Origin of the sequence: Duncaniella muricolitica, from assembly GCF_910574735.1 — a bacterium.
Taxonomy (GTDB): domain Bacteria; phylum Bacteroidota; class Bacteroidia; order Bacteroidales; family Muribaculaceae; genus Duncaniella; species Duncaniella muricolitica.
In genome coordinates this window covers 41,216-61,357 of the sequence record NZ_CAJTCF010000003.1, presented here as the reverse complement: position 1 = coordinate 61,357, position 20,142 = coordinate 41,216, and the positions used below count along the sequence as shown (strand labels likewise).

1 protein-coding gene is annotated in these 20,142 nt (G+C 51.0%); it reads right to left on the bottom strand.

Features of this window, described 5'->3' with window-relative positions; translation table 11 throughout:
• Positions 1-85 precede the first annotated feature (85 nt).
• The gene (locus tag QGT73_RS01110) at positions 86-20,128 is read right to left on the bottom strand and encodes an LPD38 domain-containing protein (RefSeq protein ID WP_280121084.1); all 20,043 of its coding nucleotides are present in this window, start codon (positions 20,126-20,128) and stop codon (positions 86-88) included.
• Positions 20,129-20,142: the final 14 nt, after the last annotated feature.

Sequence of the window (20,142 nt, the reverse complement as noted above, 5' to 3'; positions counted from 1 at the left end):
TATCGGTGGCAACCTTTAGCTCGCTGCCAACTTGTTTGCAGCAAAGTTACTCACCACCGATACATCTTGAACTTTATCTGTTGAATTACATTGCAGCCTTTTGAACCAATTCCTTTTTCAGACTGTCTGCACGCTCTCTCAATTGGACGGAGAATTCTTCATTTTGGGATTGTTTAATGGCGTTTTCGATTCTGTTTATCTGAAGCATGTAACTACGCAGCATCATATGCCGTTGTCCCTGCTCACTCTCCAGCCACTTCGAGATTTTACCTGCTGCTCCCAGCACACTATCCTGTCGTGCGTTTTCGCAAAGCTTGCGATAATATTGCTGGGAGTCCTCATACTCCGTGCGGAGCTTGAAGTATTCATTGCTGAACCTGCGCTCGACGGCTCTTTCATCGGAACTCTGCAGGAACTTGCGCACGACAGGTACATTGCGCAACTCCCTCGCGTCTTCGTTCCACAGCATGGATATGGTCTTGCCAAAGCCATTTACAGTTTTTCCAACACCGCCGGAATATGATTCAAGAAGATGCTCTACAATAGCGGGATTGATGTCACCGCTATACCAGTGCTGAGGATATGAGGTAACTCCGAACTCATCGGTTGTGGCACCGGCTTCCGACAGCATCTTGGAAACATCCACAAGTAATCCGTTAGTACCTTTGTACGCCTTGCTCCACTCCGGGTCATTCTCATTCCAAGGAGTCTTTTTGTATATGGGCTTGCCGAAGTAATCGACATTGCGTTCTACCTGCACCAGCGGCTGCACAATTGTCGGCGCGAAGTTCACCAGATTGTCGCCACCGTTGCCGGTCCAGTCTATCGGCATTATCCCGCTGAATGACTCAACCCCTTTCAGCACGGCATCCTCGGTTGTCTCCTTGCCATTCATGGTGCTGTAGGCTATTTCGCCTATCCCGTAGAATGGTCTCAGCTCATGCGCTATCGGAATCGTGAGCCACTTCTTCGTAAATGGTACATAGATGCATATGTTGTTGCGGCGCACCCATTCGGGAAGATTCCAATAGTCATCTTCCTCATCTCCGAACAGCGAGGCAAATATGGCCGATACCATCGGAACAAGGAATCCTGCCGACAAGAACGATGCCATCGCGACTGATGACTTGACCGGATTGTTCTTTACAAGACGTCCGGCATTTGCCATAGCCTGCATACATGCGTTGAAGAACACATAGAGGAAGTTGAGCTGACGTGCGCCCCATGCCCCGCTGCCTTTTCTGTTGAAGTTCACGGTTATCTCCTTTGCGTCGCTGATGCTCCGGCTGATGGTTCTGCCGCTCTGTCGGGAGGTCATGTAAACTCCGAAACGTGTTGTATCCTCGGCTGCGCGGTTCATGAACTCAACGCCGTTCCAAAAACTTCTCCACGCTTTCTTAGGCAAATGTTCGACCCCGCCCTGCGCTTCCCGGAGGAACCGCTGCATCTCTTTCTTGACTTTATCGACCGTGTTCAGCTGCGTAAAGCCGGTCTCTCCGCCATTACGCAGGAACTCCTTGAAATACCGCTCTATGTCCACATTGTCATCAAGTATGCCTTTTTCCCACTTGGATAGGAGACGAGGCAGTGAAGCCTTGGCGAGAATGTTCGTTATGTTCCATGCATACTTACGGGCATAACGCGCATCCTCTTTTATAGTTACAGCCGTACCGGCAAACATAAGGTCTCGCGAGAGATTGCCGACAATAAATTCGGGATTCCATGTCGTGAACGCCCTTGACATAAAGTTCTTGACTTCCTGTGCGAGCTGCGCTATTTTTGTCTTTTCTCCCGCATCGGGATTCAACATGCCGTTGATGGCGCGGGCCGCTCTCGGGTCTCCATTGACATAGATGCAGAATTCCTCGCCGTTTCGCTTCACCTTGACCATATGCTGCGCGGGTTCGCTTTGAACGGTATTCAGTCCGAGTTGCAGACCTGCGCAGCGTTTTGTGGCATCGCCGACAGATTCCAGCGCAAGCATGTCGGCCTCATGCTGTTTGACAATCGCATCGACTAAGTCTGCGTCCGCATCCGCAGGTATGACAGGATTGTCGGGCAACCATGAGCCGTCAGCCTGTCTGACATACCACTGCTTGTTGACGGTAAGCAGGTCGGTCTGGTGATTCAATGCGAGGTTGAGGAATCTCTGCTTCATTATGTTGCGGTTGGCTTCCATGATTGTTCGTTGCGCGTCAGTGACTATCGTGGCAAACGGGTCATCGGCGACACTGCTGCGCCCATAGGCTTTCATCAGTGCCGAACCAAGTCCGTATCCACCGCCCGTATACTCGTACACATCTGCTGCGACTGTCTCTTCCCAGCCCTTGAGCGGGATGTAGTTCTTATACTGTGTGCGGATGGTGTCATACATATCTCTGCTCAACAGTCCGCTGGTGTAGCGGGTGGTAAGCATCGCTTTTGTCGCGGCATTGACGGTCTTCCATAGCGAGGATGTGTCAACTGCCGCCTCGTAGGCTCTCACCATCTGAGCGGCCGCAATTTCCGCATCTGCCACGTCCTGTTCGCCTGTGAGGGCAGTAAGACCGGCGTAGTCGGTAGCGTCAGCCTTGTCGGAGTCTACGCCGTTGGCAATTGCCTGTGCACGCATAAACGCATTGCGTTCAAGACCATGTTTTGCCAAGACATAGTCAATCAGCTCTCCATACTTCCGCTTATGTTCTTTGCCGCTGCATATTTCCGCAATAGCATCGAACATTGGCTTCATATACTCACGCTTGTATTCCTCTTCACCGCTCTTGTTTCGGCTGCTCAGCTGATTCTCGTACTCATACGCATCTTCGTGAGACTCAATCTCGCTGCCGGTTTCATGGCTCACGGCCTCCTGCAGAACACGCAGGGAGCGCATGCCGTCCATATACGCCTCATGAAGCTGCGCGGCATGGTTTGTCCTCTTCTCGGCTCTCTTGTCGCCGGGATTCTCCTTCTTCCTGGTACGCACGCGCTCGTCATACTCCCTGCGCGCGGCTCCGTTCGAGACGGTTCGGAAACGCAAATCATCATCTGTGAGCGGATTCTCAAAATTTTTTATTACCTTTGCAGCATCTTCAAGGACTTGCCTGTCTATTTCCTGCTGAACCGGTTGTGACGCTGAGGAGAGATAGGCAAGTCCTTTTGATTTGTCTACCCATCTCAACGTATGATTGTTTACAATAGGCTCCACGATATTCTTGAAATCCCTTCCATGAAATGAGCGCACGTCATTCACCTCCAGATACGCGTCCCCGTTCTGCATCTGTCTCTTCAACTCAATAGCGACACACACGTTTTTCCCGGTTCGGTCTTTCATGTCGGTCAATACTCCGATAGTATCCTCGCTGCGTTGGAAAATAAATATCGGGGAGGCCAAGTGGTTTGGCATATTCATTATTGCGGACACATCCACATCATGCTTCTTCTCAGAGCCTTTTCGGATTACACGTTGACGCATTACGATAGGCAGGTTAGGCAGGAAGTTGCGCATCGCGCCTCGCGGATAACCAAGATGAAGAATTTCATGAGGTTTCATCTCGCCATTCTGATAGCGGGTAAGTTCTTCGTTGAATCGCTTGTTGGCCACTTCGATATTCGCATATCCCTCACGTTCCCATACGCTTTCTATTCGGTCAAGCCCTAACTCCTCACGCTTGGCCGCATCACGAGCCATGTCCACATAGTCGCCTTTGGTACGCAGCTTCTCATGGCTTCGCCACAGCATATAGCGGAGTTCGTTGTCACCGAGTTTTACCCACTTCGGGAGCTTCAACGAGCCGAGGAATTTATTGATAGCCTCTAAGACTTTGGCTTTGAGCTTCACCCAAATGCCGCGTTCGGCTTTGGTGAAGTCCTCAAAACCTTTCTCGCTCATACGACCGAACATCTCATCAACGGCCACACGGCGGTGGTGTTCATACTCTTTGCCCGGCTCGTTCACAAAGCGGCGAGTAGCGTCCTCCTCGACCTGCTGTTTCAAATCGTCTTTGAGGTGATTGTAGATTTCATCGCAGAAAGCATCGTAGTTTTCTTCTCCAATCATTTCTCGCAGACCTTTGTGTGCTACAACCTCATGGAACACCGTTTCTGCAACGTCCTCGACATTCGCATTATTGGGGAGGACAATTACAACCTCGCCGGTTGCAGGGTCGTAGAAACCCTTGCTCCTGCGCATACGCGCCTGTCGCTCGGAATTGTCGTTTGTCAGCTCTTTAGTATCAGTCACAATGCGAATGGGAGTGTTGAATTTCTTCGACATTCTTTCAGCATGGCTGCTTTTGGCTTCGGGTGAAGTCTGAGCCATCTCCTGCTGACGTGCATTGATGCGCTCAATCTCCTGGTCGGTCACATATTCAGCCTTGCCAAAATCTGCTTCGTCTGTAACTGTGCCGGTGGCCTCCTCGCTGATTGCAACACCGAGGCGCTCCAATTCGGTTCGGAGTTGAGGCTGTACGACATTGTAAGGAATAGCAATGTCGGTGCCGTCAAGCTGTGCGGCAATCATCTGTGCGACCTCACGGAAAGGCACGATGCGCACAGGGCGGTCGTAGCGAGTGAGGATTACACGGCGAGGTCTGCCGAGTTCGGCCAACTGGCCGCTAACGCTGCCGCTATGCCATGAGATTTCACCTACTGCGTCCTTAGCCATGTGTGCGCGATAACCGCTTGTCAGTTCACTCTCCGGCACCTCGACCTCAACGGTCACAAGGTTGGGGCGAATGTATGCAGCTGAGAATTGGTCGTTGAGGACTGTGCGCGAAGTATGCGCATAAGGATTGTAGGCTACGGTGAGTGTACCTTTGCCGAGTCCTTTGTCAATAACGACATAACCCTGTTCAACACCGTCACGGCCAATCTTCGTGCCTTTGATGATTTCGGGGTGTTCCTCGCTCTGTTCCGGCACTCCAAGTCTGATTTCGGGAGTTGTCTTGCCGCCTACCTTTGTCGCCATAGGAGAGTAGAGTCGGCCGTCAATAACCTGCATAGTGCGGTATGCCTTGACGGTCTTGCCCTCTGCGAACTCTGTAAGAATAGCATCGTCCTCAACCTCACGGTAACGTATTTCGCTATCCGGCGATGCTCCATACTCGCTGCCCGGCTCATACAACAGGCCGTCATCTTTGGCGCTCCTTGTGTTGTTACCCTCAACGTTTACCACATCAAGCAGTGTCGTACCACCAACCTTGTTGAGATTGTCTTTCAAGTTGCGGTATGCAACCATCTTGGAGCCTTCGTGTGTGAAGTCGCCGTAAAGTATTGCAGACTCTCCACCGAACTGAATGACACGCTCGGATATGTATCGGGCAATTTCGTCTGATTTAGTAGGTAACTTGGTGAATGGAGTGTGGATATTGCCGACAATTCTCCCTGCTCGTGAGAGTATGATAAATGACATCTTTGCTCGGTCGCCCATGCGCTGCGAGTTGAGAAATTTGGCAACATCTTCCGAACCGCGAACCAACGGCTGTGCCATGGGGTCGTAGTCCGGGGCGAAAATCTGCTTGTCTAATGTGTGGACGGTGAGCGCATTTTCTTTTTCGGGTGTGCGCTTCTCGCCTGTGCCGGAGTTGTTGTTGGTGTCGAAGGTGCCGTATTTGCCTGTCTTGAGGTTGATGATTACTCCATGTACCGGTACTTTTGATATATCGGCAATCTTTCTGAGCATCTGAACGTCCTGCGGCGAACACATGAGGTTGCCGCCCGGATGATTATGTACGAAGTAAACTTGGTCGGGCTGAATGCGGTTGTATGCGAGTGAAGCGGTAGGAATATCAACCATTGTGGCGGTGAATGTTCCCATGCCGAGTTCAACTACCGTAGGTTTACCGTCCTTAACGAGAACGACAAACGAATGTTCCTTTGCAGCATCTTCGAGAGCCGAGAATATAAACGCAACATCATCGGCGCTCTCAATCTTCTCTCCACTTGTGAAATTGAAAGAACCGCTTTCTATGAATACTCGCTCTATAAGGCTGAACTCACCGGCTTCTTTGTCTAATCGACTATTATGTCGGTTGAGGCCGGTATCACCTTGCCGTTGTAGGTCGTTGGCTCCGCTCCGCATACCGACTTCATTGCCTCCTGCATTTTCTCCGCTGAAGTCAAAGTCGAATAAGCCGCCGTAACCTTCGGCATTTTCGGAGGTGTAGTTGATTGTTTTTCCGTCTTGCGTTTCATATCTGCTTGCAAAGTTAGCATTTTCTTCTGAATATGACGCAATAGGCTCACTCGCGGCATCTTCGCTATCCTCTTCGGTCAGTTCGATGTTAGAAGCGGCCTCTACCTCTTTGTCCAATTCTGCATACTTGGCCTCCTTAGCCTCCATTTCCGCTTTCATCAAGTCCTCGTATTCACTGAGTTTTTCCTCAGCTTTGGCGAGTTCCTCGGTGAATTTGAATGGAACACCGTCACGCGCTGATATGGATTGCAGTTCTGCGTTGTTGCGCTCGATTGAACGCTCCGCAGCTTCAATGCGCCCACGGAAGTCCTCGCCGCTAACAACATCATTCAAGATTTCTGTTACAGCATTCTTAATGACATTGCCCTTTACCGGCATGGCTTCTATTCCGAGTTCGGGACACGAGTAGGTCATTTTTGCAGGAGCGGAGTAGAACAAATCGCCCTGCTGACCTTGCTTTGTTTCCCTATTGATTTCGGTGTGAACATGGAAATTGAAGCCTCCAACGGAGATAGTGATGTCGGACGTTGCCGGACGAGAGGAGTAGCCCGATTTGCGGACTTGCTCTTGCAGTTCGGCCTTGCGTTTGTTCTGCTCGGTAAAGAAGTCCTCCATTGCCTCAACTGAGGGATAAGAGAGTTTGTCAACAGTTATGTCGCCAACCGTGGCGGCCTCAACCTTTTCAAGATAAGACTTGTTTTCGGCGATGCGCTTCTCTGCCTCTTTGTTCTGCCCGGCTATCTGACGCTTGCGGTTGTGGATATAGGTTTGGTCGGCCTCCCACGATTTGCGCTGTGCAGTCAGTTTGCGAACCTCTTTCTCAATCTGATTTTTCAGCATGGCATACTCGGAGCCGGAGAGCTGTGCGGTGATGTCGCCAAACAGGTCTTGGTCCTCCTCCAATGCACGGTTTTCCATTGAGTTCTCCATGAGCTGCTTGCCATTCATGATGCTGTCGGCAATCGCACCTTTGGTTTTCAGACGCTGATAGGCTGTAACGTCAAGGCTGTCCTCCACACCGAAACGAAGTATACGAACAGGAATGCCCCATTCATTGTGCAGGTTACCCTGTCGCAGAATACGGCCAATTCGCTGAGTGTAGTCCATAGGTCGATTAGGTGCATCAAGGTGGATAAGCGTATGGAGGCGCTCTTGAATGTTCACACCTGTACCGAGTGTTAATGTACTGCCCATGATGACACGAACCTCACCGGCATTCACTCTGCTGAAGATTTCGAGCTTTTTGTTTACAGTCATCCCCGATTTCATCACGACAATCTGCTCCTCTGGCACACCTGCAGATATGAGTTTCTTGCGAATATCCTCATAGAGATTAAAGCCGGAAACCTTGTTTTGGTAGTTGTCGGCAAAGATAGCAACGGTGCCGTTGTAGTCTTTGGTTTCTTCGAGGGTGCGAAGTGTCTGACGCACGGCCTCATTGGTCTTGCTGTTGGGGTCGTCCTCCGCATCTGACTGAACGAGTCGAGCATCAACGGCGGCGGCTTTGGCAATACGGTACATCACAAGGGGAATATGACTGTTCTCTTTCTTCTCCTTGCCGCTCATATTATCGTAAGCGTCAAGTTGCTCCTTGACAAACTTCATGATAGAGCGCAGTGCGCGTGTCTGAGGCAGGAAGATGTCTTGTGCTTTGCCGCCCTCCATTTGAGGTATCTTGTCACTTACACCTCCGGCCTCGCGTGTCAGCACGGTGTCGGCCACGGTAGACCAAATGCGCACAAGTTCGGGCAGGTTTACATATCCTGCAAAGCGATTGTTCTCTTTATACTTGCCGCTTGTGGAAAACTCCAACATATGTTGCAGGTTGCCAAAGTTACGTACAAAATCATCGAAGTAATAAATGCCGTAGTCTTTCATCACATCGGCCGGCATAAGATAGCGCATGAACGTCCATATCTCTGCGGCGGTGTTGGAGATAGGTGTGCCGGTCGCAAAAACAACATTCTTGCCGCCGGTCTTTTCAAGAACGGACTGTGTTTTGAGGAACACTCCCTGCGACTTCTTACTGAAAGACGGGTCTACACCTTTCACACCGCGCTGCATGGCGGTGGCAAAGCCGAGGTGCTTGTACTCGTGAGCCTCATCGACAAGGATAGCATCAATGCCCATGCTGTCGAAGTCCTCGACATCATCAGTAGCACGGTCGAGCATTTCCCTCGCTTTAACTTCTGCATTCTGTCGGGTCACTGCGGCTTTCTTAGCGTCCTTTTCTTTCTTTTTGTCGGTGGCTCCACCGTTGGCAAGTTGGCTGATTTCGTCTTTCAGCTTCTCAATCTCACGCTCGGCGGCACGAACAATCATGCTCCTTCCGTCCGGGTCTGCATCTTTCATCTGGTCAAGCACAAGCAATTTTTCCTCAATCTTGTCTTGGATAAATTGCGTCTGACGCTCAACGCTATCGGGAATACGCTCGAATACGGATTGAGGCACGACAATCATGTCCCAATCATTGAACTTGATTTTGGCATAGAAAGCCTTGCGACCCTCTGCGTTGCGGTCTGCATCTTCAAGGGTCAGCACTTTGGCATTAGGATAGAGAGCCTTTGCACTTGCTACAAATTGGCCTACGGTGGCATTCTGCACCACAATCATAGGCTTGCGGGCAGTACCGAGGCGGCGCATCTCCATTGCTGTTGTAATGAGGGTGTATGTCTTGCCGGTGCCGACCTCGTGAGCCAACAATACAGGCTGTGTCGTTGCGCGGATTACGGCCTTTGCTTGGTGCGGACGTAGACGGAACGGACGACCGCCTACCATTGTGGCGGCTCCGCCGAAATGCTCCGGCACAAATTCATCGGGAATTGACTTAGGCACGGAGTTGTTGAACTTCTCATTGTAGACTTCCTCCATGCGCATAGACAACTCCGGGTCGTTCTGCATCTGTTCACGCGCCCAATCCTTAAAGTCCTGTCGTATCTCATCAACCTTTGTTGCGCAAGCGGTTGTGGCCGCAGCATCGGTTTCGGTTGTAGTGGTGCCGTCACTATTCTTGGTGGTCTTGCTGACGGTGATTGTCTTGTTGGTGATTGCCGCCTCAATGAGCTTGTGGCCGGGGATAAGGATACCGAGGCTTTCACTACGAATGCCCATTTCCTTATTCTTAGGCTCGTCAGTCCAATACGGTTCACTCATGTGCCATGTACCACCGGCATTAGTAAGACGGACGTTTAAGTCGGTGCGCTCCTTGACAAAACGCTCATAGAGCTTCGGGTCTACCCATGACGAGCCAAGAGTAAACTCGATAAGATGCGCAGGGATATTCATAGGCACAACGGCCTCCAATGCTTTGATGTTGGCATCGTATGCACCGTTGGCGGCTTCGTTGGCTTCTCTTGCTTGGCGCAGCTTCTCACGGACGTTGCCACTAAGGTATTCATACGACACCTCCATTTGGCCGGTTGTCGGGTTCTCGAAGCCTAATCCGCTCTCGATAATTTCCTGCTTGACATCGGCCTGTGACTTGCCTAACTGTGAGGCGAGATATTCCGGGTCGATGCGGCCATACTTGTAGAGGCTTGCAATGATACCGTCCTTGACGTTTTTCGGAGCGGGTTCGCTTTCCTTTTCAACAACACGGCGACTGAAGATGTCGGTCTTGCCGTAGGTCTTAATCTTCGTGCCGTCCTTGCTGCCTTTTTCGGAGTAGGTTTCAAGAGCCACAATGCTTGAAAAATCAACATCATTGCGCAACCATGCAAGATTGTTGTTCTTGTTTAGGTTGCCATATCGGGCTACAAAGGTGTCGTATGCGCTGTTGAGGCGGTCGAGAAGCGGTTGCAGTCCTGCATCATCGTTATGCTCCGTCTGATATTTCAGCACATCGGCCAAAGCGTTTTTAAGGTCGGTGTAATCGGCAAAGCATTGTTCTTTGGTGCGTCCCTTGATTTTGTTCTTATTGAACGTCAGAGGTACGGCACGGCCCATTCGGGCTACACACAGGTTGCCCTCGGAGTCAGTTACCATGCTGCCCTCCTTTACTCCCTCTCCCAGAGCCTCATTGATTTGTGAGGTCTGCTCGGCGGCTTTGCCCTGCTCCTTGCTCCAATCCATTTCAGCAAGATGCTGAACCCATGCCGCTAAACGTGCGGGTTGGTCGGCGGTACGAGTTGGGAATAATCCAATAGATGTAGGTCGGTAGGTGTCGCCCTGCTCAAAGCCAAAGAACATTTCACCGCCCATGTGTTCGGGGTGTTCAATGAAATAGCGATTGACGTAAAGAGGCAGGTCTTTGGTCTTACCTCGTACATCCGTGAATGTCACGGTTCTCGCAGGTGTCACGGTGCTTACGTCTATGGCGTTTGCACTCTTGCGGCCATTTACGCGCTTTCGTATTACAATGATGTCAGATGTGGCGGCGGTGCCTCCGAATGTCTGATTATTCATTCGGAATACCCCTACAACATCGGCGTTGCCCTCTTTATCGCCGATAAGCCAGTTGCGCAGCTTCTGGGATTTGTCGAGGGTGCCGCTTGACGTAATGAAGATACCTATACCTCCATCGCGCAGTTTGCGAACATTCTTTGCAATGCAGAAATCATGGATGTCGCGGAATTTCTTAGAAAGGTCGCTGTCGCCGCTTTCGTCCATAACATGAAGCCCGGTAACGAAAGGAACATTGGTAATGGCAAGGTCCACGCTGCCGTTGGCGATGCGTGTTTTCTCAAAGCCTTGGACCTCCACTTGTGCGTCCGGGTAGAGCAACGACAGGATGCCGCCGGTGGTATTGTCAATCTCCACGGCGTGAATATTACTGCGCTCGCTGATGTCAGTAGGCATTAAGCCTATGATATTGCCAATACCTGCAGAACCTTCAACAATGTTGCCTCCCTTGAATCCGAGAGCCTTTGCAATATCCCACATAGCATCAATGACAGGTGCCGGTGTGTAGTATGCGCTGTTGCGGCTCATCACGGCTGCTTCGTATTCCTCGGGGGTCAGTATCTCGCGGAGGCGTTTGTTGATAGGATTGGGCGACCAAGCATTGCCCTCATTGAAAGCGGAGCCAAGACCGCCCCAACCACTATACCTGCGGAGTATGGCCATCTCCTGCGGTGTGGCCGTGGCTCCTGTGGCAAGCAGTTTCTTTGCAAGCTCAATGGCGGCGATGTTAGCATCTATGCGCGCCTTTTCTCCTTTGGGAGCATAATCAACACCACGCTCGGCATGGTTATTGCGTGTGTTCCTGGGTGTGGTTACACCTCGCTCGCTCTGATGCTGTCCAGATACTCCTGCGCCTCTGCCGGTGTCAGACACAGAATGCTCTCCACTACGCTGAGCCACTCTTCCTCCGTCAGTTCGCTCAACTTCATGTTTTGCGCCCTCTCCCAACGGTTCATTATGTCGCGGTTGCTGTCCCCCTCGCCCGGCTGTTTCGGGGCGAGCTTGTACGTCAGTTTTCTCATGTGAATTATTTTTTGGAGTTGTTGAATTATTCTCTGCCTCACGCTGCTTTGCGAGTTCGGCCTCTACTTCCGGGGTAACGGTGAAAGGCGACTCTCCGCGCTCCAACATATCGGCCATATCCTTGACGAACTGAGCGGAGTCCTGTTTAGGCTCGGCCTCGTCAAACAGACCGCCGAATAAATCATTCATCGGCTGTTCATCGGGTATGCGTGATTTCTTTGGGGCTTTTAACTTGGCGACACGTTCAGCCATTTGCACCATATCCTCGCCCGGTTGAGGTGTAAGAGGAGTTGCAGGTTTGACCACATCTTCGGGGAGGTAATTGCGGGCCTCGCGGCGAATGGCCGTAAGCAGTTCATCATAGGTGACATTGGAGGCTGCCCAACAATTACGCCCTATGCGTTCAAATGAAACATATCCTTTTTCATCTGGCCACTCAACACGGTACATTATTCTATCCGTTTTTAGATTATCTCCTCGTCTACGTGAGTCTTGCTCTGCAACCGGTTCAAGACCGATATACATCTTGAGATGTCTGCCTTCGTTAAGTGGCAGGGTTATATAAATTTCCCCACCTGCAGGTGCAAGATTTGCTCGAACAGTTGTACCTTTCTTTACGTTCTTTCGCCCAAGAGGTGTTGTAGCACTCGTAACTTTGATGTCAATTCCAAGGTCTTTAACAATCTGTTTGGCAAGATTGGTAGCGTCTGATACAGCTTTTTTCTCTGCTGTCAGCATATAACCATAACTCTCATGGAATTTGGAGTCATCTTCCACTGCCTCATAGTAGCCGAGGAGGGCAAGTTGCTTATTGACATCCTCTATTTCTTTGTCGAGGTCACGAGAGAGTCTTTCGGCATCTTGCTCAGTTGTTGCAACTTCGAGTTCACTTTCGACTTTGCTTGCAACAGCCTCTGCTTTGTCTGCAATAGCTTCTGTATCTGCTGATGTTTCGTCAGCCTCTTTTTTTCTTTGCTCATTTCGTTGGTCTTTGAGGGTTTGAATTATTTGGTCGGTATGCTGCTGTGAGCTTTGCTCATCAACAATATGCTGAGAGGTGGCGATGATATCTTTGGCTCCGGGCTTGTCGAAATTATAAACGTCAAAAGCCTTGACTGTCTTTCGGTCGTCCATTTCCTCATCCCATCCGAGTTCTATCACCTCCTCCATGTTCTGCGCGGCGGCATAGAGAGATTTGAGGTGAGGACGCATATCATCGAAGATGTCGGGCAGCTCGTCTATCATCGCCTCGCAGTAGTCGGCAAAGGAGCGTAAACCGCCTTTCATCATAAGATATGTCATACGCGTACCCATGCGCAAGACTTCTGCATCCATTTGTTTGGGCTGTGGTTTGCCATAACCCTCGGCACTCTCCTGTACTATATCATCACCTTTGCCGAAATGGTTGCGGAGGTTGTCACGCAGGTTGTTAAACTCGTCTGCGTCCTCATCGCTAATCCATCTGCGTTTTTTCGGTTTGGTCTGTGTAGGTTCTACCGGATCGGCATGGTCGCTCAATTTGGTTTCTCCTTTAGTAGATAGGTCGGCCATGACACCTTCAACGTTGACACGATTGACAGGCGCTTTCTTTGGCTTATCGCTTGCAGGTTTTTCCATGTCTGCAAGCGACAGCGGAGCCTCGTCTGCAACCTCGTCCTCGCTCTTGCCGACAATATCCTTGGCAAAGGCTTTCGCATCGTCGGCACTACGGAGCATCCAACCGCGCGTTTCACGGTCGTACCAACCTTTGAGAGCTTTGGCTTTCGCACGTAAGGTGGACAATTCCTCTTTGGAGAAATCGCGGTCAAAGGTCACAAGGTATGTGTCAAGCGTCTTGCCCTGCTTGTTGGTGTAGGGCTTAGGCTCGACTTTATAACCCTCGCCGGTGATAGCGGCGGCAGGTTGTGTCGGTTGCTCAACAGGAGCTTCGTCTGTGATTTTGCTGACGGTGGAATAATCGGCGAACGGTTTAGTCTTGCGGTGGCTCGACTGTACCCATTTGTTGAAGTCCTCGATATTAGTTTCGGAAATTCGCAGTCCGGGGTGCGTCTGTCCCCATGTAGCATCATAGTTGGCAAGGTAGGCGCTCATGGCCTCGTCCTTATTGTTGAAGCCAAGCATAACCTTGTGTTCATCGAATGAGCCGTCTGTATTGGTTTGGTCTACGACATACACCTTGCGGCCATTCCACATATCCATGTTCTCATGCAGGAACACATCTATATGGTCGCCGTCAACACCCTCTGTACCTTTGATGTAGCCGTAGGTGTTGGCCATAGTGGTACTCCATTCCTTACCATCTGCATCAATACCTTTGCGGACGCTGCCAGCAGGGTTCTCGATTGTGATGTCAAACTCGCCAATGGTAATATGGCCTTTCTTATAATTTCCTGCCTCAGCTTGCGCCGGAGTAGGCTCGGTGTTCACCTCGGCAGATGCGGCCTCAACTGCGGCCTGTACCGTTGCAGGTGCGGCATCTGTGGATTGAGGTGTTTCGCCCTCTACTGCTTCGACTCCTGCTGTGCTGCTATCATCTGAAGCTCCTGCTCCACTGTCGGACGGTTCTGTTCCTGTCGGAGTTTGTTCTCCGCTTGCAGGTGGTTCATTGCCTCGGAGTTCCCCTCCTTGGCTAACTTGATTGCGGAGAGCCACATCAGCACCTCCATTTGCGACATCGTTGTTTCCATTCTTCGCCGGTTGATATTCAAAGTTTAATACTTGGTTAATGACTTCCGCAAGCGGATACTCGGTTGTGTCGGCCTCATCAAAGAGGGTCGCGGCCTTTTTCCCTTGTGCAAGGTCGTACATTTGATTGAAATAGGACGCGATTGTCGCTTGCGACATATCGGTTGCCTTATACATAGCGGCCAAATGCAACGCAAAGTTACTAAAATTATCGGCCGGCATATAATGCTCAAATCTATCATCAAGGGCTATCGTTTGTTTGAAAGCTTCAACGGCTTTCAAAACCTCCTCCTTTTTCTTTGCGTTGGCAAATGTGGGGTCGGACATCAGTTGATTGTAGACAATAATAGAGGCTTGGATTTCGGGTAACATCTTACCGGCGAAAGGCGAGTCCATATCACGGAATGCCGTTGCGAGGATTGCGCGTTGTGCCTTGGCCGGAAGTTTGTCAAACATTTCTTCCAACTGCTGTGATGCACCCTTGAATACTGCTTGATAGAGAACTTTCTGCAAGTCGTTCTTGGCCTCGGCTGTGAGATTGCTCTTACTATCAAACGCAGATTGGAATTGAGTATTGCTGATAGCGCCTACTTGGTTCATCCATTTCATAACCTCAGTACCGTTGCGGTCTACGAGTTGGCCGAAAGACACATCTTCTTCGCCACTGCTGAGCAACATATTGGCAAACGTCCGCATATTGTCGCCGAGTGTTTGGGCAACATTCTTAGGCTTGATACGCTCGATGCCGCCACTCTCGGTGTCCTGTGCGGTCATTTGGCCAAGACGGATAGCCTCAGCATCATCGACATCGAGCATATTGACGAGGACAGGGTTCTGCATGGCGTTCACGGCCTCTGGGTCAATGCCAAATTGCTCTGCGTTGTCAATGAGGTACTGTTTATAGGTCTGCTGCTGTTGAGGCAGGTTGCTCTGCCACAGGTAACGGAGTGCATCAGAGCGGTTGTTGCCTTGAATGACCTCGCCACGAGTATTGACAGTAGGAGCGCCGGTATATGCCGTTACGCTGCCGGTGATTTCTTTCGGACGAATACCCTCAGCCATTTCCTTTGCAGCGAACATAGATACAGCCTCAGCACGATTTTTGGGTTGTGCCTCCTCAATAAAGAACATGGGGTTGCGCTGTCCTTGCACATGGGAGGGTTGCAACTGCGAAGCCTCAATGACAGCGACACGGCCTTTGGGTAAGTCTTTCTGAGAGAACTTGACATCGACTTCATTGCCGACAACACCCTGCACAGGTTCTTGACGAGTGAACATCTGGCCGCTGAAACGGCGCACACCTCGCTTACGGGCATTTTCGGGGGTGTCCATGTGCCATTCGGGAATACCCTCCAATGCCTCGCGTTCAAGTCGTGCGGCTTCTTCTCGTGCCTCTCTCTCGGCTTTCTCAGCCTCAGCACGTTCAGCGGCAAGCCTACGAGCCTCGACCTCCTGCTGTGAGCGGATTGCACTCTGACGAGCGTTTTCAACTCCGGCCATGCGCTGCCACTGCTCATATTCGGCTTGTGCCTTTGTGAGTTCAGCGGTGTTGGCTTTCTTTGATGCAAGTATCTCAGTCGGGGTCTTGCCTTTGGGTTTGAGCTTCTGTGCTTTCTCAAAAGCCTTGCGTTTCTCCTCGACCATTGTGTCGGCAATCTCTTTGGCTGTGGCCGCATCGCCCTCAGAAAACTCAACAAGAGCGTCCCAACCTACTTCCGGGCTTTCGGCCTGTTCAAAGATAGGTTCGTTCTTCTCATTACGAGGAATGCGTTGCAGAGGTGTAGGCTCTGCCTGTGCTGTCAAGTCGGGCTGAGATACATTATCTACCTGCGGAGCTTCGTTAGTAGCAGGGGCAGGAACGACAACATTTCCATCATCGACAGATTGCTGTACGTTTTCAATAGGAATTTCAGTTTTGGGAACGGTTTCCGTGATATTTACACCTGTTTCCATAGGATTGAGGGTTGTTTCCTCAGTTTTGGGAACGGTTTCAGCGTCTACGGGAACAAGTTGTTGCTCCATAGCCCTGCGCTGTTGCTCGTACTCGTATGCCTCAAGCATACCTCTACCGAAGTCGGTCAGTCTTTCGGCATCGGTGCGCAACTCGCTTATTTTGGCAGTCAGTTCACTATCTGAAATCCCCTGCGTTTCATCTATACCAAAAGAATATCCCTTGTCATAGTCCTCAACATTGGCTACACCTTCTTGGGTCGGCCTGTTGGGGTCTACGGGTTGAGGTTCGGCAGGTTGAGGCTGTTTCACTTCCTGCGGCTCATCGGGAGTGTATTCAGAGAGAATGTTGTCAAGTTCATGCTCTGATGCGTAGTGGAGATGTTGCAGGTCGCCCTCAACATAATACTCGTGGTTGCCGTTTTCATCGACAAAGCCGGTAAGGACACCGCGTGTTTCCGTGCCGTCAGAGTTGCGTATCTTGATTTGGCCTGTTGTGTACTTTGGTTGAGGCTCGGCCGGTGTTTCGGCTTCGGGTGCAACATTATCTTGCGGCACTTCAACCTCAGCAGGATAGCCCTCATAAGACAGAATAGCATCGGGGGACACCATTTCAACCTTACCTGTTTCGAGGTCACGAACGACAATAGAGGCATCGCTACGTTCATTGTCAATCATTGTGCCGTCCTCCATCATAACGACACGGCCACTCAATACCTCAACAGGGCGGTCTTGGTATTTCATGACGGCACGGCCAACAGGCTTCTGTTCGCCTCCGGGCTGATGCGGGTCGTATTCGGGTGTTGTGGGATTATCGAAACGAGGGTCAATAGGTGCATCGTTTGTGGGTGTCGTTGCTTCGGGTTCGTCAGTCAGAAGTTTCTGATTGGTGATGTCCTCGGCTTCTGCGTCCTCAACAGTATTACGCTCTTTGGCATTTTTGGGGATAAGCTCATCAAGATATTCATCAATGGCGGTTTGCTCAGCTATTGTGCGGCGGTTGGCCTCTTTGCGGATTGCATTGTCGATGTCCACACCATATTTGTCATTGATGCGGCCTCTCATGTTGTCGGTAACACTTGTTTCCTCAAATTCGCCCATTGCCTCAGTTACCTTCCGGAGAATGTTCTGCTGAGCCTCGTCAAACTGCTTGTCGCCGCCACGAAGGTTGTTGCGCCGTGCTTCTTCACAGGTACGGTAAACCTCAACCATATCCCAACCGTTTTCAGCGGCAACGGTGCGGCAAGCCTCCTGCAAACGGTTCTCAAAGTCGGCAGTCTGTTGATAGCGTTCGCCGATTTCTATGTGGTTCAGCTCTGTTTGACGTTTGATGCGCTCCAATTCAAGGTCTGCGGCCTTGCGGCTCTTGAACGAACGAGAAGTGATTACACCATTGGCACCCTGCGACTCTACAATAAAGCCTCCCTCGCCGTCCTCGATGAGTTCACCTTTCATAACGGTAGACTCAGGGAGCTTGCGCCCGGTGGCATAGTAATACATCTTGGCTCTTGCAGCCTCGCTGATACGAGGGTCGGTTACCATGTCTGTAAGACGGCTGACGATTTCGGGAGCATTTGCGGTAATAAGTTCACCTTTTGTCGCATCGCCGGTACGCTCTGCGCTCTCAACGAGTTCACGCAGGTCGCCATAGCCATGTTTGCTAAGTTCTGCCGCCTCGTCCTTTGTAAGTGACAATCCACCGTCAGAGGGAGCGTCCATGCGCTGACGCAGACGGCTCTCGAAGTCTAAGCGGTTCTTGCGGCCATTGGTCGGGCTGTCAAACGAGGCTTTGAGGTCGCCGAGGACGTTGCCGGCACTCTTTATCATGTGCTTGGCCTTGAAGCCAACCATCATAGCCATGTTGTCAGTCCACACGTCCATAGCATCGCGATTGCCCTCAATCCATTCGGGAACGGAGAAGATTGTACCCTCAAGCATTGTGGCGCCGGAGTAGACTCCTGCACGTTCCATTACCTTTAAGCCGGTGCTTGATGTGCTGCGCACAAGTTTGTCGGCCACATTACCCGATACAGGAGTAAGCCAACCGATAGCACCACCCATGAGAAAACCATGCGCAGCTTGACCTGCAACAGCGGAGGCAGAGTAGCCCTCGTTGAGGTATCGGCCAGTATCGTCCTGTCCGACAATGTGACCGCCATGCGCAAATTGGGTTTCCATTTCTTTAATGCCCTCAAATGTGCCAAAGTTGGCAGCACCTCCGGCGATACCACCGATAACGCGACCTGTCATTGAGGTTGCAAACTGACGTGTAGCGGCATTGGTGACTGCGGCAGTAGCTCCGCGACCTGCGAGGACACGACCACCGGCCCACATTGCACCACGAGTTGCCATACCTCCGACACCTGCGGACATCCATGTAGTCGGGTCAAGAGCGAAGCCTGTAACCGTACCTGCAACATCAAGTATTTTGTGACCGTCTTGGCGATATTGTTCATTCGCTGCCTCATACGCGGCCATATCGCCTGTTTTCTTCACACGATTAACCGCTATGCCTTTGGCGATATTCGTAACTAAATTCATATCGCCAACCTTGCGCATGAAGTATTCAAGATTGCTCTTAGGTAAGTTCTTTTCTACAGCAAGGTGATACATTCGCAAATCTGACTGCTGTCGGGCAAACTCTTTGGCTTTTCCATACAGCACAAGGTCATCAACACCGGGATTGCGGCGGCGCAGCATCTGATAGCAATCGTCTATAAGAGATTTCTGACCCTCCTCGCCAAGATTGTTCCACGCATTATCCATTAGGACATTCATGTCATGGGTAGTCAATCTATCGGTGAAGTTGTCAACGGTTTCCACTTGCTTAAAGGCAACCGCATCAGTACTGTTCATCGCAAAATTCTGCACATTGAAATTGGCTGCTTCGCGATTGCGCTCTGCCTTTGCATTGTAGGCGCTCTCTGCGGCCGACCATGCCTGTTCTGCTGCGTTTTCCCCCTCGGCAGGATTATGACGTTGCCACAGATACGAAAGTTTTTCGTCAAACTCACGCTGTAAACGCTGTTCCTTTGAACGCTTACCTGCTTCCGTGTTGTTTTCCCACCAATTATGATACTCGGTGTTAGCGTGGCTCTGCTCCATTCGGGTGCCGACACGCTCACCCTGTGTAGTGTAATAGTGGGTTTCCATTTTGCCGGTCTGAGGATTAAACTCACGCTCACCCATAAATGCACCGGGGCGATTGCCTTTCTCGATACCCTCCATACGCTGCTTGAACTCCTCGCCCTGCTTTTTAAGTCGGGCATTAGCTTCGTCCATCTGCATTTGGAAAGCTCGTTGTTGCATAGGAGTAGGCTTCCAACCCTCCGGCTGTGCCGGTTGAGAGGAAGTCTGAACTGTGGGCTGTACCGATGCTTGCTGAGCCGTGTTGTCGGTCACAGGCTTAACGGTCGATGTCGTCTGCTGAGGTTGTGCCTGTGCTTGAGGTTGCGCAGGTGGAGGAGTGACAGCGCCGATGTCCTGTGAAAACGTATCGAAGTCGGGGAGAGAGTAAGCCCCCTGCATTTGGAAAGCTCGTTGTTGCATAGGAGTAGGCTTCCAACCCTCCGGCTGTGCCGGTTGAGAGGAAGTCTGAACTGTGGGCTGTACCGATGCTTGCTGAGCCGTGTTGTCGGTCACAGGCTTAACGGTCGATGTCGTCTGCTGAGGTTGTGCCTGTGCTTGAGGTTGCGCAGGTGGAGGAGTGACAGCGCCGATGTCCTGCGAAAACGTATCGAAGTCGGGGAGAGAGTAAGCCTGTTGCATATTATTGTAGAACCGCTTGCGCTTCTCCTCGTCCCTCATGTCCTGTTGGAATGTATCAAAGTCGGGCAATGAAAAATGTTTCAAGCCATTCTGATACAATCTGCGTAAATTGTCGTTGGGATTAGCCATATTATATGATAATG

Bases quoted from the DNA above. Each gene is read 5' to 3' on its own strand.
- QGT73_RS01110 (WP_280121084.1), bottom strand. From the start codon at position 20,128: ATGGCTAATCCCAACGACAATTTACGCAGATTGTATCAGAATGGCTTG.